This is a genomic window from Wolbachia endosymbiont (group A) of Philonthus cognatus (assembly GCF_947251755.1).
Classification (GTDB): domain Bacteria; phylum Pseudomonadota; class Alphaproteobacteria; order Rickettsiales; family Anaplasmataceae; genus Wolbachia; species Wolbachia pipientis.
This window is the reverse complement of the sequence record NZ_OX366388.1, coordinates 1,649,870-1,668,724: the sequence shown is the minus strand read 5'-3', so window position 1 is coordinate 1,668,724 and position 18,855 is coordinate 1,649,870. Positions and strand designations below refer to the sequence as shown.

Here is an 18,855-nt window from a genome sequence, read left to right as displayed (position 1 = left end):
TTTACTTATACTTCTTAAGCCGTTTTGCTACTTAGCAACCAGAGCTAAAAAATATTGATTCCCTTCTCTTTTAGGTGCCAATTCTACCTTTGCGATATCTTCAGTGTCTCGAATTAGCCGTTCTAATTTTTCCAGTCCAACTTCAGTGTTTATAAGCTCTCTCCCTCTAAATCTCATTGTAACTTTAATTTTATGTCCGTGGGCAAGTAAGTCTCTTGCTTGACGCAATTTTGTTCCGTAATCGTGATCACCAATATTGGGACCCAGTTTAATTTCTTTTATAGTTAATGTTTTTTGTTTCTTTTTTGCTTCACTTGCTTTCTTTTTTATATCATACTTTTGCTTGCTATAATCCAGAATTTTACATACTGGAGGGGTTGAATCAGGTGCAATTTCCACCAAGTCTAAACCAACACCCTGTGCAAATTCCAAAGCTCGTTCTATTGGCACGATTCCGACCATTTCACCACTATGATCAACTAAGCGTACCTCCTTAGCTGTGATAAATCCATTAATTCTGTTTTTATTGTTCTTTTTAACTTGCAAACTTTAACTCCCTTAATTCAAATTAATACTTTTTAACAGCGATTCATTAGCCTTTTCCAAAGAAAAAGACTCCTGTCTTTCCGATCCTAAATTTCTTACTGACACAGTTTTACTTGTAACTTCATTTTTGCCTACAATCCACAATATAGGAACCTTGTTTGAACTATGCAAACGTATCTTATAACTAATTTTTTCATTGGTCAAATCAGTCTTGACTCTCACACCTTGTTCTTTTAAAATATTGCTAATTTCTGTGGCGTAACCGTCAGCTTCATTTGTAATGGTCAGAATAGCAAGTTGCGTTGGAGCAAGCCAAACTGGAAATTTTCCTGCATAATTTTCTATCAAAATTCCGATAAAACGCTCAAAAGTCCCAAGAATTGCCCTATGTAACATGACAGGGTGATGCTTGTGCCCATCTGCCCCTATATAAAAAGCTCCCAGACGTTCTGGTAAAATGAAATCAACTTGTAATGTTCCACATTGCCAATTTCTGCCTATTGCGTCTTTCAAAACGAACTCTAACTTTGGACCATAAAATGCACCTTCACCAGGGTTAAGTTTATAACTCAAGCCCGCTTCTTTAACGGCTTCAAGCAGCGCTTTTTCAGCTCTATCCCACACTTCATCATTACCTGCTCTAATATCTGGACGGTCTGAAAATTTCACAGAAATTTCATTAAATCCAAGCTCTGAATATACTTCTTTTAAAAGGTCACAAAACTTTATAGTCTCAGAATTCACTTGTTCTTCCATACAAAAAATGTGTGCATCGTCTTGCGTAAAACCACGCACTCGCATCAGTCCGTGCAATGAGCCTGAGCTTTCATTTCTATGGCATGTGCCAAACTCTGCCATACGTATTGGTAAATCACGGTAGCTCCTGGTGTGAGAATTAAAAATCTGCACATGACAAGGACAATTCATGGGTTTTATTGCTAACTTTTTATTCTCAGATTCGTCAACAATAAACATATTTTCACGAAACTTATCCCAATGTCCAGATCTTTCCCACAGCTCTTTACTTACTAAAATAGGAGTTTTTACCTCAAAATAGCCATTATTTATTAGCTTCTTTCTGATGTAAGACTCAAGAACATTATATAGAATATATCCTTGTTCATGCCAAAAAACCTGCCCAACAGCTTCCTCTTGGATGTGAAATAAGTCCATATCCTTAGCAATTTTGCGGTGATCGCGTTTCTCCGCTTCCTTGAGACACTCAAGATAAGCGTTTAATTCATCCTGATTTCTCCATGCTGTGCCATATATTCTTTGCAACATTGGACCCTTAGAATCACCATGCCAGTATGCACCCGCTACTTTCATAAGTTTAAACGCTTTAACTCTGCCAGTTGATGGTGAGTGCGGACCACGACATAGGTCTACAAAATCGCCTTGTCTATAAACAGTTAGGTTTTCACTCTCTGGTATGGATGAGATAATATCAACCTTGTATTTTTCGCCTATACCACTAAAGAAATCAACTGCCTGCTTGCGAGTCCAAACTTCTCGAACAAATCTGTGGTTACTTTTTACAATCTCTTTCATTTTCTTTTCTATTGCGGTAAGATCGTCCGTAGTGAAGGTACGATCTGTAGCAAAATCATAGTAAAAACCGTCCTGAATTGTTGGGCCGATAGTAATCTGAGTATTAGGAAATAGCTCTTTCACTGCCTGCGCCATTATATGAGCAGCATCATGCCTTATTATATCTAAACCCACTTCGTCACTCAGTTGTATCACCTCTATCTCTGCATCAGCTTCAATTTCACGTGAGAGGTCATATAGCTCACCATTTACTTTCAATGCAACTACTTCTTTCAAAGCATCCGGTTGTAATATATCAAAGCCAGTGACTTTACCACTGTATTCTTTTACTTTTTGTTCGGTTGAAAAAGTAACCCTAACCATAAATAAACCTATACGGACATGTAGCTTGAAGGCGGTTTGCTTCTTCCAACGGTGTCATCCCAGTGTCACGCACATAGCCATACGAACATTCATTTTCGAAGGTAAATTGCACAGCAAATGGTGTCATTCCAGTGCTTGACACTGGAATCCAGCTTTTTTGTAATTTCATTGAAAATGTTGTATAGTGTGCTTGTTCACAATCAATTTTACTGGACCCCAGTGTCAAGCACTGGGATGACACCTTTGTGTTTGAGGCAAAACAGGCTATAACATTTAACATACTGCCCTCGCAAACAAATGTTCGTACAGTTGTGTATCAGCTACTTGGATGACACCACCCCTAGTGGGCACTGCCCCTAAATCATAATGGATAACAGGGTTATAAGCTCTGAACATTAATAATAAGGTCTATTCTTTTTTAACCTGAGTGCAATTGTGTCTTCCCAAATTTCACCATTACGCAATAACTTTTCTTTATTGTACATTAGCTCCTCTCTCGTTTCAGTAGCAAATTCAAAGTTAGGACCCTCCACAATTGCATCAACTGGACATGCCTCTTGGCAAAGCCCGCAGTATATGCATTTTGTCATGTCAATATCATAGCGTGTGGTGCGACGACTACCGTCTTCTCTTTCCTCTGCTTCAATAACTATTGCTTGAGCAGGGCAGATAACTTCGCATAATTTACAAGCTATGCATCGTTCTTCACCGTTTGGATACCTACGCAACGCATGCTCACCACGAAACCTTGGACTTAAAGGGCCCTTCTCCATAGGATACCTCAAAGTAACCTTTGGCTTAAACATATACTTTAATGTAATAACAAACCCTTTAATTAACTCTACAAAAGACCAGTACCAAGCTAATTTTTTGAGCATAAAATATTTAAAACTTGTGTCAGTCATTATAAATCATATTATCAGTTTTCAAAATAAATATTTTCACCTGGGTGACTTTTACAGCTTTTCTATATAATACATTCACTAGTATGATAGTACTGCATTAATATAAACTAGCAAGATAGATAAAAATTTTGAATATTTTCAAATTAGGTATTTTGGTTTCTTAAGTGTAATATTGCTAAGTAGTTTATATAAATAATGACAAACACAAATGAAACTATTTTCGCTTTATCGACCGTATTTGGTAAGTCAGGAGTTGCAGTAATTAGAATTTCAGGCAACTACGCGCTTAAAGCTTTAAATCATTTTCATATTAAGAAAGAAATTAAACCAAGATTTGCTACTTTAGTTGATCTATATGATGATTCCAGTCAATTGATAGATAATGGAATAATCATCTATTTCCCTGCTCCAAACAGTTTCACTGGCGAGGACGTTATAGAGTTACAAGTGCATGGAAGCAAGGCAGTTATAAAAATCATCTTGGAGGAATTATCAAAAATTTTCGTTATGGCCAGGCCTGGAGAATTCTCACTTAGGGCTTTTCTAAATGGTAAATTTGACTTAACTCAAATAGAAGGAATTGCAGACTTAATTGACGCTGAGACGAAAATGCAAGCTAAACAAGCGATTAAGCAGATATCAGGAGAATTGGAGAGACTATACAGCAATTGGAGGCAAAGATTGATAACGATACAATCCAAAATCGAAGCATATATAGACTTTCCAGAGGACATTTGGACAGAAAAAAGTGAGTTGGAAAAAATTAATAATGAAGTGCAATCTCTCGTGCGATTGATACAAGAGCATTTAAATGATAATAGACGGGGCGAAAGGTTGCGTGAGGGTTTACATATTGTAATAACTGGTAAACCAAATGTCGGTAAATCAACTCTGTTTAATTTCTTAGCCAAGCGTGATATTGCTATTGTTTCTGAATATGCAGGCACAACAAGAGATATACTTGAAGCTCATATTGACATTGGCGGATACCCAATCATTCTCTCTGATACTGCTGGAATTCGTGAGAGTTCAGATCCAATAGAATCAGAAGGTATAAGTCGAGCGAAAAAGAGGTCTTTTGAAGCTGATTTAAGAATAGAACTATTTCCTTTTGAACAGCGTCATAATATCAATTGCAACGTTGTAAATAGCGATACTATTTATGTATTGAGCAAAGCTGACGATGTTATCAATAATCACAATATAAAAATTAATGGCATAGATTTTCTACCTATTTCTATTTTAAAGGGAATAGGTACAAACAAATTGATCTCTCTCATAAAAGAGAAGGCAGAGGAAAAATTTGGGCATGATAGAGACACTCCTGTAATCACTCGGCAAAGACATAGGAATCACATGCAGAAAGCACTGGAACATTTACAACGTTTTAATATCGATAATCCAATTGAGTTGATATCTGAAGATTTGAGGCTTGCTGCATTTGAACTTGGTGCAGTGATTGGGATTATTAATGTTGAGGAAATATTGGATAGTATATTTAGCAACTTTTGCGTGGGCAAGTAAAGCTTTTATAGATTGCTTAAAATCAAATGTTGTGATAGAAAAGAAATGGACGGATGGCCGAGCGGTTTAAGGCACCAGTCTTGAAAACTGACGTACGTGATGAGCGTACCATGGGTTCGAATCCCATTCCGTCCGCACTTAGCATCCCGCTATGTTAGCTAATTTTTAGAGCTTATTTGGACTATGTGGTTCATAACGCTGGAAATCTTATCTAATTAGCTACATCTTTTAAAATACATCCCTTTGTAAATTGACCTTGTTAGCGAAGAAAGCTAATATCTATAAATAGATTACCATCTGAATATGAAAACCGATATAGTAATAATAGGTGCAGGGCCTATTGGAATATTCACTGCTTTTCAAGCGGGAATGCTTGATATGAAATGTCATATAATAGATGTTTTGGATCAAGCAGGAGGACAATGCACAGCTCTTTACCCAGAAAAGCCAATATACGATATACCTGGTTATCCTGTAATTACTGCCCAAAAATTAATTGAGCAGCTAATAGAGCAAGCTTTGCCATTTAAGCCTGTTTACCATTTAAGTCAAAAAGTGGAAAAGATTTCAAATAACGAAGGTGAAAGCTTTACTGTCATAACGAACATAGGTACAGAGGTAAAATGCAAAGCCGTTATTGTTGCTGCAGGTAACGGAATGTTTGAACCTAACCGCCCACCCTTGAATGGTATATTAGAATATGAAAATAAATCTGTATTTTACAGTGTAAATAAAATTTCTGATTTTCAGGATAAAACTATAGTCATTGCAGGGGGGGGTGATTCTGCGGCTGATTGGACTGTAGAACTTTCTAAAGTTGCAAAGAAAATTTATGTGATACATAGAAGAAAGGAATTTCGCTGCACTCCTGAAACTAGAAATAAATTAGAATCACTTGAAATTGATGGAAAAATAGAACTGGTAGTGCCATATCAATTACACGAACTAGCAGGAAGTAATGGGCAGTTGAGCGCAGTGATAGTAAAAAACATTGCCTCTAAGGAAGAAAAAGAAATATCCGCTGATTTTTTGCTGCCATTTTTTGGATTGTCAATGAATCTTGGTCCAATAAACAATTGGGGTATACAGTTAGAACATAGCCGCATAGTTGTCGACCCAGCTACACTTAAAACCAGTAGAGATAGGATATATGCAATCGGAGATATAGCTATTTATTCAGGCAAACTAAAATTAATACTAAATGGTTTTGCTGAGAGCGCCATGGCTTGTTATGACATATACAAAGTAATCCACAACTCTCCGGTTAATTTTCAATATTCAACCTCAAAGGGAATTCACGGGAAAGAAAAACTTCCTTGACAAACCTCGCCAGCTCCCTTATCATGAAACTGAAGCTATTGTATTTGCTTTCGCCAATCTGCAGATTAAAAGGTAAGGATTACTTAATGTATCGGCGTCTTATGTTCAATTTTTTGCAGTATATAGATACTGTATGTGTAACCGTTCACGGAATATTCCCAATTAGGCAGGAATAGCGACTAAATTCTGTAGTTTCTGGACAGGATTCTGATCATTCAAACGTGCAGTCAAAAATATCGAAAGCATTCTTTCAATGAACTTTTCTCCACGTTCTGACCAAGTGAAAAAACTATTTTTACGATAAATGACGTACCGTCTAGCCTGACGTTCTGCAAGGTTATTGGTTGTCTCGATCAGATCAGGATTGCGCACGAATCTCCACATCATATCTTCAGAACGTAGTATATTGGCAGCCATTCTCGAGGCCTGAGTTCCTTTTGCAACCCTTGTTATCTCTCGCAAAAAATGTTTCACCCTTTTTCGAATCTTCCTCATTAACCGGAAAAATCTTAAATTGTCTATCAGGTTTTGTTTACGTGCTCTATCTACCACAAATACCCTGTTGCTCAGCGATTTTAATGCTGCGCCAATTCTGCTCACTTCAACATTTTTACTGTAAAAAAACCTTTCAAAGTCCCTTGCTAAATGGGCCCAGCATATCTGTCTGTTTTCACGATTAAAGTAATTATACGCAGCATACCTATCGCTTATAACTATTCCATCATACTCTGGCAATAGCCCTTTTAATATCTTCTTTCCGCGAGATCCAACTAACTTCATAAGTGTTGCTGTTTTATTCGTTACTACCCAACTCCAACCTTTCTTTCCCTGGTTCCTATGGCTTGTTTCATCTATATGTAAATACTTGCTTTTCCGTAGCTCTTCTCTTATTTTTTCGTATTCAGATATACATTTTTCTGATACTCTACCCTCGGTCTTTGATACCAAACCTAGGCTTATATTCAGATTAAATATGCTGCTCAAAATTTGCTGTACTTCCCTTTTTGAATTGATAAAAAATCCACTAAAACTGCTAATTACTGCTTTTGCATTAGCTCCTAAAAGATCCCTTGTCACACCTTCAGGCAGACTAGCTGAGATCCTTTTCTTACACGCCTTACAGTAGCCTTTTTGTAGCCTATATTCAGTCACTATCGGTTTAATTTTTGGCAATTCAACCTTTTGATGCACAGTTTCTTCTTCTAAAATAACTTGGCTTCCACACATGCAAATTGTATCAATTGAACATTTTACCACCTCATCTGCTACCATCAATTCCCGCTTGTGCGCTTCATGTCCTGGCTGCCCGCCTGGTTTTTTATCGCTCTTCTTTTTTGTCTTTTTGCGATATACATCTTGCGATGGTGGCAGCGATGAATTTTTTGAATTTAAACCCAGCTTATCCTCTAGCTCAATTATTTTTGTCCTTAACTTATCATTCTCTGCTTTCAGAGTACCAACTTCTGACTCCAATACCACAATCTTTTCTTGTAGCACCTCTATCATCAACCCCTCATCTATCTAGTTTATTGTTTTTTATACTAATTATGCAATTTTTGTAAACTACTTTCTTATACCGTGAATGGACAAAGTTGATAAGCCTAAACGCCATCATGTCTTTAGGAGAGTCTGCTAATGAAGGCTCTTAAGTTGACGCCATTGCGTGAACGGTTACCTGTATGTCTTTACAAAACTTCATCTACATCTAGATTTTTATCTAAATAAGCTGAACGCGCTTACAAAGCGTTACAAGACATCAAAAAATGCCAATACTCGACAGAGATAGTAAAAGACTAGCTAACTCGGGGATTCTTTGTCTTTTTTTCTGCTTAGTAAATTTCTTAAACGTTTGCAGCGTAAGTTAGTTGCAATTAAAAGCAGCTTAATCTCGCTTGTCAAGCGTTTAAAACATAAAAAACGCCAATATTTTAAAGCGGATAATAACCCCAGGGCTTCTTTTGCCTTTTTTTTCATTTGGTAAATTTCTTAAATATTTGTGGCTAAAAGAGCCCAAGAGAGGTGTCATTCCAGCACTTGATGCTGGAATCCAAAAAAAGGATGATGTCATCCCAGTGCTCCTTTTTTTGTCATCCCAGTGCTTGACACTGGGATCTAGTTTTCCATATAATCTCATCGAAAATGTTGTAACCACTTTCTGTGCTAGTTTGCTTGCTTACAAGCAAACTTTCCTGGATCCCAGTGGGCTTTGTTGCATCGCTACTTATGAAAGGCTAACTATAATTAGGATTATAAGCAACTTATTGAAAATCTTGTTTTTTTGCAATCAATCTGATCAAATTTAAGAATAGTAATTTGTTATTTATATTAATAAATTTAATTCTATTGAAAATAGCTAAAGCATTGAAATTCTTGAATTTTAGCCGGATTAGTGAGTGGTAGTGAAATTTCTTTTACTCAAATTTAGGTATTCACTGACCGTTCTTGTTGTAAATACCAGAATAATAAGCTACTGATATTCTCCACCTTTTTTATCTTTAATCCATCATAGCTAGCGATGCAACAAAGCCATCCCAGTGTCAAGCACTGGGATAACAGGGGAGTTGGATGACACCATTTTTTTCCTGGATCCAAGTAGTCAGGGCACTGAGATGACACCCTCTTGGATGAAAACCAGTATCAGCTACTTTCATGACACCATTCTTTTTTCTGGATCCAAGTAGTCAGGGCACTGGGATGACAGGAGAAAGAGGCACTGGAATGACAAAGAGGGTACTTGGATGACAGGAGGTAATGCAGGAAGTCTAATAGTGCAGTAACACGGAACCCCAGGTCAGGCCTGCACCTATTGAAATCAGCAGTACCAGATTTCCTGATTTTATTTTTGATTCTTGTATTGCATAGTCTAAGGCCAGTGGAATTGATGCCGCTGAGGTGTTTGCATGCTTATCAACGGTATTAATCACTTTCTCTATAGGAAAATCTAATTTCTTTACTACTGCTTCAATAATACGAATGTTTGCTTGATGGGGAATTAACCAGTCAATATCAGTGATTTTCAAATTATTGCATTTCAGAGTTTCCTCTACTGAGGCTGTTAACTTATCCACTGCATGTTTAAACACTTCTCTTCCATTCATGCATATTTTTCCAGAATCACCAGTTGAGGATATCCCTCCGTTCGTACATAGTATGTCCACATTGCCATCAGAATATAGGCTAGTTGAAATTATACCTTTTGTAACCCCCTTCTCTGCCACCCAAGTATCAGCATCATTTGTTGGAATGACGTTAAAATGACATGCTGATTTCATTATTACTGCACCAGCACCATCACCAAAGAGTACACAAGTTGACCTATTTTCCCAATCAACAATCCTAGACATTATTTCAGCACCTATAACCAATGCATATTTAATTCTATTGTTAGATTTTATGAGCGAATCAGCAACTGTAACTGCATATATAAAACCAGAGCATGCTGCTTGTACATCAAAAGCAAATGCGTTTTTACATTTTAACTTACTTTGTACAATTGTTGCACAGCTAGGAAAAGTTTTATCAGGCGTTGTTGTGGCAACTATGATTAAATCAATTTCATCTACTGAAATTTTAGCTTTTTCTATAGCACTTTTTGCTGCATTTACAGCTAGATCTGACGTTAGTTCTCCTTCATCTGCTATATGCCTTTGAACTATTCCTGTTCTCTGCCTTATCCATTCATCGCTCGTCTCAACTATCGATGCAATTTCGTTGTTACTCAACATTTTTCTTGGTAGGTAAGATCCAGTGCTTAATATGAAACTTTTATTCAATATGACTTACCCCGTTAATTATCTTTTGATTTAAATTTTCACTAATTGCATTTACTGCAAATTTTATGGCATGGGCAAAAGAAATAGCATCAGAATTTCCATGACTTTTAATGATGATACCATTCAGCCCTAAAAACATAGCTCCACTTCTAATTTTGGGATTAAAACGCGTTAAAGCTTTATTTAGTTTGGATTTTAACAATATACCAACAAGCATTTTCGCTATCCACGAATTGAATACTTCCTGCTTTATTAGATTGATAAAGGTACTAGCGGTTGCCTCAGCCGTTTTGAGCATTACATTGCCAACAAAACCATCAGCAACAATCACATCTATATTACCCTCTAAAAATTCACTTGCCTCTATATACCCTTTGAAATTAATGCCTGGAGCGTTTTTAAGCAACTCAAAAGCGCCGCGCACTGAGTCATTACCTTTAACTTCTTCTGTGCCGATATTTAGCAAAGCAACTTCAGGATTGTCAATTTTTAATGCTATTTTTGCAAATATACTACCCATTAACGCAAATTGAAATAATGAGTCGGCATTACAATCAACATTTGCACCAAGGTCAAGCAAAGCGAAGCTTTTTGTCTTAGTTGGACAGATAGAGGCAATAGCAGGACGATAAATGTTTGGTAATGTTCCTAAAATAAATCTGGAAATTGCCATCAATGCTCCGGTGTTGCCTGAAGACACCACTCCGAAAGCTTTACCTTTTTTTACTGCCTCAATGGCAGCTTTCATACTTGAGTCTTTACGATGCCTCAGTGCAAAAGATGGCTTATCATTTGCAAGAACATTGTCAGAACAATGAGTAAACTCAGAATTGTTACTTACTTTTTTGTATTTTGAAAGCAAAGGAGATACTTCTTCCTTATCTCCATAAATATGAAAAAAAACTTTAATGCCTGGGTCAACAAGGTTGTCTAAAAAAAAACCAGCACCATGAATTACGGAAAGAGGCGCAAAATCGCCCCCCATAGCGTCAAGTGCAATAACTATATTATTATTGACCGTAGGTAACATATCATAATAGTCACTCCGCCTGTTGCTTGATGAAAACCCGTTTTCCTTTGTAACTGCCATCAACTGCTACGTTATGAGGCAACATGAATTCCCCAGTTGTTGAACATACCACAACATTCTTAGGCTCAATAGCATGATGAGAACGATGCATATTACGCCTTGACTTTGACTTTTTTCTTTTTGGAACTGCCAAAACTTCCTCCATTCTACTACAAAATTCAATTCATTAGTAACATGTTTTTTACAGGAAGTAAACAGGGATAGTAAAATAAGTAAGGTTTGCTTATGTAATTGAGTTCTATAGCTAAAGTGGCTCTACAATTTGAAAAACCGTCATTCTGCTACTCGTTAGCGGAATCTATACCGCGAATGAATCCATAGCTGTACGAACATTCATTTTTGAAGGTAAATTGCACAACAGATGATGTCATTCCAGTCTGGAATCCAGAAATTTTGCTTATAACTGAGCTGATGAGCTAAAGGTAGTTGTCTTATGCTAAAACAAACGTTTTTAATTAAGTTGCATAGAAGCTGGATCCCAGTGTCTGGGCACTGGCCCACTGGTGGGAATTGCTCCCAAACTACAACGTTCGTACAGTTGTGGATACCGTGGCGGTATGACGTAGGAAAACCTTTCTTGGGTTAGCTATATGAGCTTTAAATTAAAACATCAAGTATGTTGAACTTAAAACATATCTCAGCTATACTTTGCGATAAAGTTAATAAAAATTTTAATAAAATCAGTAAGACTAACCTCTAGCTAAAATGAATACAAAGTGAGCTTTTTTGATATAAATAGTGTTAGAATAATTGGTAGGTACTTTATCAATTTTTTGTTAAGGCTTGGTAGTGCATTCATATTTTTTATTCAATCTCTATACCACTGCCTTGTGCCACCATATTATTTTAGCAACATAGCAAGACAAATTATAGAGATAGGCTTTTTCTCTCTGCCAATTGTTGGGCTCACTGGAGTTTTTATAGGAGCGGCAATAGTTTTACAAAGTAGCTTGAGTGACCCATTAATTAACCAAGAACAGATAATACCCAAACTTGTTACGATCACTATCATTAAAGAGTTAGGACCAGTTTTGATCAGCTTAATAATGGTAGGAAAGGTTGGATCATCAGTTGCAGCAGAAATTGGTACAATGCGCATCACCGAGCAAATAGATGCACTTACAACCTTGAACATCAACCCTTTTAAATATTTAATTGCACCAAGGATTTTAGCGTCAATCATAGTATTTCCCATACTTACAGTATGTGCAGATTTAATAGGAATATTTGGAGGATGTATCACCGCAGTCTTCGAATTTAACCACAATTTAAATATATACATTAAACACACAGCTCAGTTCTTTAATACGTATGATTTTATAACTGGGCTAATAAAAGCAACTGTATTTGGCGCCATAATTTCTGTCTCAAGCTGCTATTACGGTTACCATTGCAAAGAAGGTGCACGAGGAGTAGGTGTTGCTACAACATCAACTGTTGTTTTATCGTCCATACTGATCATTTTAGCAAACTACATGATTACTTTGATACATGCGTAACCCCATAATATCAATATTGAACTTAAGCTTATCTTTTGATGATAGGACAGTACTAAAAGATCTAAATTTTGATATATTAAAAGGGGAATCATTAGTCATACTTGGTGGCTCAGGAAGCGGCAAATCTGTATTAACAAAAACAATTATCGGCTTGCTTGCTCCAGACTCAGGGTCTGTTAAAATAAATAGTAAAAGCAAAAATAAATTTGGGGTTTTATTTCAAAATTCCGCTTTATTTGACTACGTTACAGTGTGGGAAAATATATCTTTTAATTATAAAAAGCGCTTTAATATCAGCAAAAAAGAGGCAAAACAGCTAGCAATCGAGAAGTTAAATGATGTTGGACTGGAGGAAAGCATAGCAGATATGTTTCCAATAGAGCTATCAGGTGGAATGAAAAAAAGAGTGGCACTTGCAAGGGCGATTGCACACAATCCAGAAATCATTATTTTGGATGAACCAACTTCAGGATTGGACCCAATTATGTCAGATATAGTAAACGAGATAATAATAAAATTATCTAGAGATCTTAACCCTACAATTATCACGATTACACATGATATTCATAGTGCATTTAAAATAGCTGATAAAATAGCAGTATTATATGAAGGGGAGATCATTTCCCATGGAACTGTTCAGGAAATACAAAATACTAATAACGAATATATAAAAAAATTCATTCATTATATATAGCTAAAGATATATACACTATTGCTAACAGTCATATTTTTAAGTTTTAACTTTGTAAAAGGTAGTGGACATTGGAATTCAGATTTTTTTCAAACTGGATCCTATAGCTAACACGTCATACCGCGATTCATTCGCGGTATCTCGGCATAGATTCCGCTAACTAGTAGCGGAATGACGAATTTGTCGTTTTTCAAATTGTCGTAAGTCAGTTTAGCTATATATAGGATGACAGAAATTGTTTGTATTAGCTATATTCAAAAGCTCTATTGATATTTTGCAATATTTGTGATAAAATAATAGCTTAAGGTTGAGAGTAAAAATTTATGAGTGAAGCTCAAGGTCCAAATATTGCAGAATGGCAAGCGCAGCAGCAACACCAAGAGGCTGCTGGTGAGAAAAGTGGTTTTGGTCTTGGTCATAGTGACTCTGTTTCAACAGTCGTGGATGGAATGAAATGGTTGTTCAACTTTCATGAAGGAGCAATTGCTGCTTATAGTAACGTGTTTGAAGGTTTGGTGAGTGGTAGTAGTCTAGTAACGCTGTTTGGAAAATCAGGTAATATGTTTGGCATAAAATTTCTTGAAGGCCTTGCAGAATATTTTTCAGGTGGAGGTGGGGAAGATATGCCATCAGAAGGAATGGATATGGCTCATGGTGATGAGGGACCTCACTCAGATGATTACCCTCATGCCAATAATGAAATGGCTCATAATGCTGATGGTTTGCAAGACATGCATGATGCAGGTGATCACCATGGTCAATCTTTTTCACCTGGTCCTTCACCATCTGTTGGTGATGACCACGGGCATGAACTTGGTTAAACGCTTAAAAACTGCTGAATAGTATGCGAGAAGGCCTAATAAGAAAAGTTGCTGTTGTTATAATTAACATGAGTTTGTCTTAGTGAAAAAGGTTTCAGTTTTAGGGTCAACAGGAAGTGTTGGAAAAAAGACTGTAGATTTGCTCTCAAAGAGAAAAGAAGAATACCAAGTGGAAGCACTAAGTGCCCATTCGAACTTTGCTCTACTGGCACACCAAGCAAAACTGCTAAATGCAAAATATGTTGCTATCTCCGATGAAAGGCTTTACAAAGATTTGAAAGAAAGTTTACTTGGTACAGATGTAAAAATAGCAATTGGTGCTACAAATATTGCTACCATACCTGTTGATCTCTCAGTTGTTGCAATAGTTGGCATTGCAGGCCTTGAGCCAGTTATGGAGGTTATAGAAAGCGGTACCAAAGTCATTGCATTGGCAAACAAAGAAAGCATTGTTTGCGGTGGAAAGTTATTACTCAAAAAAGCTAAAGAAAAAAATGTACAAATAATCCCTATTGACTCTGAGCACAATGCAATTTTTCAAATTTTGCAAAATGACGACAAATGCGTAGAAAAGATCATACTTACTGCTTCTGGTGGACCATTCTTAAATTATAGTTCTGAGCAATTAAGAAATGTCATGGTAGATCAGGCGCTTAGTCACCCCACTTGGAATATGGGAAAGAAAATCTCGGTTGATAGCGCAACAATGATGAATAAGGCACTAGAGATAATAGAAGCACATAACTTGTTTAACATCAGCCCGGATAAAATTGAAGCAATAGTGCATCCTGAGTCAATAGTACATGGAATTGTAACTTATAAGGATGGGTTCAACTTTGCTGTGCTTGCAGAGACTGACATGGCAATTCCCATTTCATATGCTTTGTCTTGGCCGGAAAGATCAGCTTTAAATTGTAGACTAGATTTAACAGAGCAAGGAAAATTGACCTTTCAAGAACCAGACCATAAACGTTTTCCTGCGCTAAAGCTTAGCATGGCAGTGTTAAACTCTTCTGCTCCACAAGCAAATAGTATTGTGCTCAATGCTGCAAATGAAATAGCTGTTAATGAATTTTTGAAGTCACGAATTGGCTTTTTAAAAATAGTAGAGATAGTGGAATCAACAATAGAAAGTTTTGATAGTTATACTGATATTAATTCACTATCTGATATAATAAATATTGATTGTGAAAGTCGTATTATTGCTAATAAAATTGTTGAAAGTAAAGTTGTTGCGTATAGCTAGAGTAATGTAACCAGACTGCATTCTGTGATTTTTTTTTTAGCAAAGCACGATACACAATCGTCATTCCGCTACTAGTTAGCGGAATCTATGCCGAGATACCGCGAATGAATCGCGGTATGACGGTTCGCGGTGGTATGACGGTTAAGTAATTCGTCATCCCGCTGCTTGTTAGCGGGATCTAGAGATACCGCGGCGGTATGACGGTTCGCGGCGGCATAGCTATCTTCAAAAATATGGTTGAATAATTGTTAATAATAGTGTATAATTATTAATATTTTTAAGCACTTTGGCTATGGCTTTATCTAAGTTTCTCGACCCTAAGCTGGATTTAACCTTTAAAAGAATCTTTGGCACTGAAAAAAATAAGAATATTCTCATACATTTTTTGAATGATATTTTAGGGTTTACCGAGATAAATACTATACAAGAAGTGGAATTCCTCAGTACTATAATGGATCCTGAAATTGCCTCTGATAAGCAAAGTATAGTTGATGTTCTTTGCAGGGACTCTAGTGGGGCTAGGTATGTGATTGAAATGCAGCTCACTCGCGATAAAGGCTTCGAAAAACGAGCTCAACTATATGCTGCTAAGGCTTACTCAAGGCAAGCTGATAAATCTGGTAAGTACATTGATTTAAAGAAGGTTTTCTTTATTGCTATCTCTAATTGTAATTTATTTCCTGATAAGCTTGATTATATATCCAGCCACACTATAAGAGATGAGAAAACCAATGAGCATGACTTAAAAGATTTTCAATTTGTATTTATTGAACTACCTAAATTTCCTAAGAATAAGGAAGAACAGCTAGAAAGCATAGTGGATCGTTGGTTATTTTTCTTCAAATATGCAGATGAAACTACGGAAGAAGACTTAAGGAAAATAGCAGAAAAAGCACCAATAATAAAGTTAGCCTACGATGAATTAGACAGGTTTAGCTGGAATGAAAAAGATTTAGTAGCTTATGAAGAAAGAATAATGGATCTACGGAAAGAAGAAGCCATTCTTGAATACAGACTTGACCTTGCTACTGAAAAAGGCATCCAAATTGGCGAAGAAAGAGGCATCAAAATCGGTAAAGAGGAAGGGAAAATTGAAGGGAAAATTGAAGGGAAAATTGAAGGGAAAATTGAAGGGAAAATTGAAGTTGCAAAAGCAATGCTGGCTAATAATGTTGATGTCAACACTATTGTCAAGTTTACTGGCCTTTCTATTAGTGAGATTGAAGAATTAAGTGTGAACGGTACAGAGTAATTTCAAAGTGCATTTGCAGTTGGAACGGATACATTTAATGAGAGTCCCATTTCACGGTGTTCAAATCTACTCCTTCTTGTACCATCTCCCAAAGTGGGCTCATTTCTCTCAGTCGGCCAACATTTTTAGTAATAAGATCTGTTGCGTACAAAACTTCTTCTTTGGTTGTAAATCGGCCTAGGCCAAATCTAATTGATGAATGCTCAAGGTCATGGCCATTATTTAACGACCGTATGACATAGGAAGGCTCAAGAGACGCAGATGTGCACGCAGAACCAGAACTTACTGCTAAATCCTTGATTGCCATGATGAGAGACTCACCCTCAACATAGGGAAAGCTCAAGTTTAGGTTGCCAGGAATCCTATTTTCATAGTCACCATTTAAAACAACATCAGGAAATGCTTCTTTTATCTTATTGTACAAAATATCTCTCAGTCCTTCCAATTTGCTTGCTTCTGGTTCCATTTCTTCTTTAGCAATACGTGCTGCTTCACCAAAACCGACTGCAAGGGGAGTTGGAACTGTTCCAGAACGCATACCTCTTTCTTGTCCACCACCACTGATCAATGGTGTCAATCTAACACGAGAGCCCTTTTTACGAACGTATAATGCGCCTATTCCCATAGGTCCATAAATTTTGTGGCTAGAGAGACTCATAAGATCAATGCGCATCTCATTAACATCAATTGGAACTTTTCCAAAGCTTTGAGCTGCATCTGTGTGGAAAAATATATTATACTTTCTACATATTGCACCAATTTCTTTGACAGGCTGAATTATTCCGATTTCATTATTTACCATCATCACTGAAACCAGGATTGTTTGATCAGTAATTGCTTCCTCAAGCTTTGATAAATCTATAATTCCGTTTTGCTTAACAGGCAAATATGTAACTTTAAAGCCTTCATTTTCCAGATGCCGACAAGAATCCAAAACACACTTATGCTCCGTGCAGACAGTGATTATATGATTTCCTTTATTTTTATAAAAGTGAGCAACGCCCTTGATTGCTGTATTATTTGACTCAGTTGCACCTGAGGTAAAGATAATTTCTTTGCTATCTGCGTTCACCAGATCAGCGATGTGTTTCCTTGCTTTTTCCACTGCTTCTTCAGCAGTCCAACCAAATGAATGGCTGCGAGAGTGTGCATTGCTGAACTCACCAAAGTAAGGTATCATCACCTCTAAAACACGGGGATCCACTTTAGTAGTAGATTGATAATCAAGAAATATTGGTAATTTTATTTTAGCATCATGTATTTTTTTACTTTCAACATTCATAAAGCTACCACAGAAACAAAATTTACAACCATTTAATAGCACTAAAACTTAATTTTTTCAAGATATAATCTTGCATCAAGTACAAAAGTGTCATCCAAGTAGCTGACACATAACTGTACGAACATTTATTTGCGAAAGCAGTGTGTTAAATGTTATAGCCAGTTTTGCCTCAAACACAAAGGCAGTGCCCAAACACTGGGATGACACCCTACTGGTGGCAATTGCTTCCAAATCACAATGTTTGTACAATTGTGCGCCGTGTGCTGGAATCCGTTTTAGCCCTTATCTATATCTCAGTTCCACCAACAGTTATTGCGTCGACTTTGAGTGTCGGCTGACCAACTCCAACGGGCACATTTTGTCCATCTTTCGAGCATGTGCCAACACCAGGATCTAACTTTAAGTCATTACCAACCATAGATACTTTTTTCAACACTGTTGGACCGTCACCAATTAGTGTTGCCCCTTTGACTGGCTGTGTAATTTTGCCATTTTCTATTAGGTAAGCTTCCGAAGATGAAAAAACAAATTTTCCTGACGTTATATCAACCTGCCCACCACCGAAATTTACTGCATATAGACCTTTCTTTACGCTAGATATTATTTCCTTCGGTGTATACTTTCCGGGCAACATATAGGTGTTTGTCATGCGCGGCATAATAACTTCTTTATAACTTTCTCTTCTACCATTACCAGTTGGGCTTACACCCATGAGTTTAGCGTTCATATGATCCTGCATGTATCCTTTTAGGATCCCATCCTCTATCAATATATTATAACTGGGTGGAGTGCCTTCATCGTCTACGCTGATAGAACCGCGCAAATTGGGCAGAGTTCCGTCATCAACTACTGTGATGTCACTAGCTGCTACTTGTTTACCCACAGAATTTGAAAATGCTGAGACTTTTTTGCGATTGAAGTCGCCCTCAAGTCCATGACCCACGGCTTCGTGTAAGAGGTTGTCCGGAAACAGGTAAAAGGCTATGATATTT

At 36.9% G+C, this 18,855-nt stretch carries 18 protein-coding genes, 1 tRNA gene and 1 pseudogene; 9 read left to right on the top strand and 11 right to left on the bottom strand.

Annotated features, from left to right (window positions below; translation table 11 throughout):
• Positions 1 to 27 precede the first annotated feature (27 nt).
• The 4 genes from infC to nuoI form a co-directional block, all read right to left on the bottom strand.
• Complete coding sequence (gene infC, locus OPR21_RS07725; RefSeq protein WP_006279610.1) at positions 28 to 546, bottom strand: translation initiation factor IF-3; 519 nt, start codon at positions 544 to 546, stop codon at positions 28 to 30.
• Between the two features lie 12 nt (positions 547 to 558).
• A complete protein-coding gene (gene thrS, locus OPR21_RS07720) occupies positions 559 to 2,460 on the bottom strand; it encodes a threonine--tRNA ligase (RefSeq protein WP_265029922.1) in 1,902 nt (633 codons plus the stop codon).
• Entirely contained in the window at positions 2,453 to 2,740 is a 288-nt protein-coding gene (locus OPR21_RS07715) for a hypothetical protein (RefSeq protein WP_049973587.1), read from the bottom strand. The genes thrS and OPR21_RS07715 overlap by 8 nt, the downstream gene beginning before the upstream one ends.
• Before the next feature lie 115 nt (positions 2,741 to 2,855).
• Entirely contained in the window at positions 2,856 to 3,338 is a 483-nt protein-coding gene (gene nuoI / locus OPR21_RS07710; protein ID WP_265029921.1) for an NADH-quinone oxidoreductase subunit NuoI, read from the bottom strand.
• 222 nt (positions 3,339 to 3,560) lie between these two features.
• On the opposite strand from nuoI, the gene mnmE reads away from it, so the two are divergent.
• The 3 genes from mnmE (at position 3,561) to OPR21_RS07695 (ending at position 6,209) form a co-directional block, all read left to right on the top strand.
• Positions 3,561 to 4,889, top strand: a complete 1,329-nt coding sequence (mnmE, locus tag OPR21_RS07705) for a tRNA uridine-5-carboxymethylaminomethyl(34) synthesis GTPase MnmE (RefSeq protein ID WP_265029920.1) — start codon at positions 3,561 to 3,563, stop codon at positions 4,887 to 4,889.
• A 47-nt stretch (positions 4,890 to 4,936) separates the two neighbouring features.
• Positions 4,937 to 5,024 (top strand) — tRNA-Ser (locus OPR21_RS07700).
• Between the two features lie 168 nt (positions 5,025 to 5,192).
• Positions 5,193 to 6,209: an NAD(P)/FAD-dependent oxidoreductase gene (locus tag OPR21_RS07695; RefSeq protein WP_265029919.1), complete on the top strand. Its 1,017-nt coding sequence runs from the start codon at positions 5,193 to 5,195 to the stop codon at positions 6,207 to 6,209.
• Positions 6,210 to 6,371: 162 nt separating this feature from the next.
• Here OPR21_RS07695 and tnpC read toward each other — a convergent pair whose 3' ends face one another.
• The gene (gene tnpC / locus OPR21_RS07690) at positions 6,372 to 7,715 is read right to left on the bottom strand and encodes an IS66 family transposase (RefSeq protein ID WP_265022247.1); all 1,344 of its coding nucleotides are present in this window, start codon (positions 7,713 to 7,715) and stop codon (positions 6,372 to 6,374) included.
• Between the two features lie 452 nt (positions 7,716 to 8,167).
• Here tnpC and OPR21_RS07685 point away from each other — a divergent pair, with 452 nt between their 5' ends.
• Positions 8,168 to 8,512 (top strand): hypothetical protein, encoded by a 345-nt coding sequence (locus tag OPR21_RS07685; protein WP_265029918.1) that lies wholly within the window; start codon positions 8,168 to 8,170, stop codon positions 8,510 to 8,512.
• Positions 8,513 to 8,971: 459 nt separating this feature from the next.
• Here OPR21_RS07685 and OPR21_RS07680 read toward each other — a convergent pair whose 3' ends face one another.
• The 3 genes from OPR21_RS07680 to rpmF are packed head-to-tail and all read right to left on the bottom strand — an operon-like array spanning position 8,972 to position 11,205.
• Entirely contained in the window at positions 8,972 to 9,982 is a 1,011-nt protein-coding gene (locus OPR21_RS07680) for a beta-ketoacyl-ACP synthase III (protein WP_182321005.1), read from the bottom strand.
• A complete protein-coding gene (plsX, locus tag OPR21_RS07675; protein WP_151807807.1) occupies positions 9,975 to 11,012 on the bottom strand; it encodes a phosphate acyltransferase PlsX in 1,038 nt (345 codons plus the stop codon). Before plsX ends, OPR21_RS07680 begins: the two co-directional genes overlap by 8 nt.
• Before the next feature lie 10 nt (positions 11,013 to 11,022).
• Positions 11,023 to 11,205 (bottom strand): 50S ribosomal protein L32, encoded by a 183-nt coding sequence (gene rpmF, locus OPR21_RS07670; protein ID WP_010962967.1) that lies wholly within the window; start codon positions 11,203 to 11,205, stop codon positions 11,023 to 11,025.
• Positions 11,206 to 11,788: 583 nt separating this feature from the next.
• On the opposite strand from rpmF, the gene OPR21_RS07665 reads away from it, so the two are divergent.
• The 5 genes from OPR21_RS07665 to OPR21_RS07645 all read left to right on the top strand — a co-directional run bounded on the left by OPR21_RS07665 (position 11,789) and on the right by OPR21_RS07645 (position 16,581).
• Positions 11,789 to 12,571: an MlaE family ABC transporter permease gene (locus tag OPR21_RS07665; protein ID WP_015589313.1), complete on the top strand. Its 783-nt coding sequence runs from the start codon at positions 11,789 to 11,791 to the stop codon at positions 12,569 to 12,571.
• Positions 12,564 to 13,265 carry an ABC transporter ATP-binding protein gene (locus OPR21_RS07660; RefSeq protein WP_006279859.1) on the top strand — a complete coding sequence of 234 codons (702 nt, stop codon included), beginning with the start codon at positions 12,564 to 12,566 and terminating at the stop codon, positions 13,263 to 13,265. Before OPR21_RS07665 ends, OPR21_RS07660 begins: the two co-directional genes overlap by 8 nt.
• Positions 13,266 to 13,585: 320 nt before the next feature.
• A complete protein-coding gene (locus OPR21_RS07655; RefSeq protein WP_182367341.1) occupies positions 13,586 to 14,083 on the top strand; it encodes a hypothetical protein in 498 nt (165 codons plus the stop codon).
• 82 nt (positions 14,084 to 14,165) lie between these two features.
• Complete coding sequence (gene dxr / locus OPR21_RS07650) at positions 14,166 to 15,329, top strand: 1-deoxy-D-xylulose-5-phosphate reductoisomerase (RefSeq protein ID WP_077188384.1); 1,164 nt, start codon at positions 14,166 to 14,168, stop codon at positions 15,327 to 15,329.
• A gap of 292 nt (positions 15,330 to 15,621) precedes the next feature.
• Complete coding sequence (locus OPR21_RS07645) at positions 15,622 to 16,581, top strand: Rpn family recombination-promoting nuclease/putative transposase (protein WP_236514387.1); 960 nt, start codon at positions 15,622 to 15,624, stop codon at positions 16,579 to 16,581.
• A gap of 34 nt (positions 16,582 to 16,615) precedes the next feature.
• Here OPR21_RS07645 and OPR21_RS07640 read toward each other — a convergent pair whose 3' ends face one another.
• From OPR21_RS07640 to OPR21_RS07630, 3 genes and pseudogenes are all read right to left on the bottom strand, one after another.
• Positions 16,616 to 17,863 carry an IscS subfamily cysteine desulfurase gene (locus OPR21_RS07640; RefSeq protein ID WP_077188391.1) on the bottom strand — a complete coding sequence of 416 codons (1,248 nt, stop codon included), beginning with the start codon at positions 17,861 to 17,863 and terminating at the stop codon, positions 16,616 to 16,618.
• 90 nt (positions 17,864 to 17,953) lie between these two features.
• Positions 17,954 to 18,112 carry a hypothetical protein gene (locus tag OPR21_RS07635; protein WP_186809137.1) on the bottom strand — a complete coding sequence of 53 codons (159 nt, stop codon included), beginning with the start codon at positions 18,110 to 18,112 and terminating at the stop codon, positions 17,954 to 17,956.
• Between the two features lie 37 nt (positions 18,113 to 18,149).
• Positions 18,150 to 18,833, bottom strand: a pseudogene (locus OPR21_RS07630) (metallopeptidase TldD-related protein); the annotation flags it as partial.
• Positions 18,834 to 18,855: the final 22 nt, after the last annotated feature.

What these genes read in the sequence shown, in the direction of transcription:
- thrS (WP_265029922.1), bottom strand. Translation starts at nt 2,460, where the DNA reads ATGGTTAGGGTTACTTTTTCAACCGAACAAAAAGTAAAAGAATACAGT.
- OPR21_RS07715 (WP_049973587.1), bottom strand. Translation starts at nt 2,740, where the DNA reads ATGTTAAATGTTATAGCCTGTTTTGCCTCAAACACAAAGGTGTCATCC.
- nuoI (WP_265029921.1), bottom strand. Translation starts at nt 3,338, where the DNA reads ATGCTCAAAAAATTAGCTTGGTACTGGTCTTTTGTAGAGTTAATTAAA.
- mnmE (WP_265029920.1), top strand. Translation starts at nt 3,561, where the DNA reads ATGACAAACACAAATGAAACTATTTTCGCTTTATCGACCGTATTTGGT.
- OPR21_RS07695 (WP_265029919.1), top strand. Translation starts at nt 5,193, where the DNA reads ATGAAAACCGATATAGTAATAATAGGTGCAGGGCCTATTGGAATATTC.
- tnpC (WP_265022247.1), bottom strand. Translation starts at nt 7,715, where the DNA reads ATGATAGAGGTGCTACAAGAAAAGATTGTGGTATTGGAGTCAGAAGTT.
- plsX (WP_151807807.1), bottom strand. Translation starts at nt 11,012, where the DNA reads ATGTTACCTACGGTCAATAATAATATAGTTATTGCACTTGACGCTATG.
- OPR21_RS07660 (WP_006279859.1), top strand. Translation starts at nt 12,564, where the DNA reads ATGCGTAACCCCATAATATCAATATTGAACTTAAGCTTATCTTTTGAT.
- OPR21_RS07655 (WP_182367341.1), top strand. Translation starts at nt 13,586, where the DNA reads ATGAGTGAAGCTCAAGGTCCAAATATTGCAGAATGGCAAGCGCAGCAG.
- OPR21_RS07645 (WP_236514387.1), top strand. Translation starts at nt 15,622, where the DNA reads ATGGCTTTATCTAAGTTTCTCGACCCTAAGCTGGATTTAACCTTTAAA.
- OPR21_RS07640 (WP_077188391.1), bottom strand. Translation starts at nt 17,863, where the DNA reads ATGAATGTTGAAAGTAAAAAAATACATGATGCTAAAATAAAATTACCA.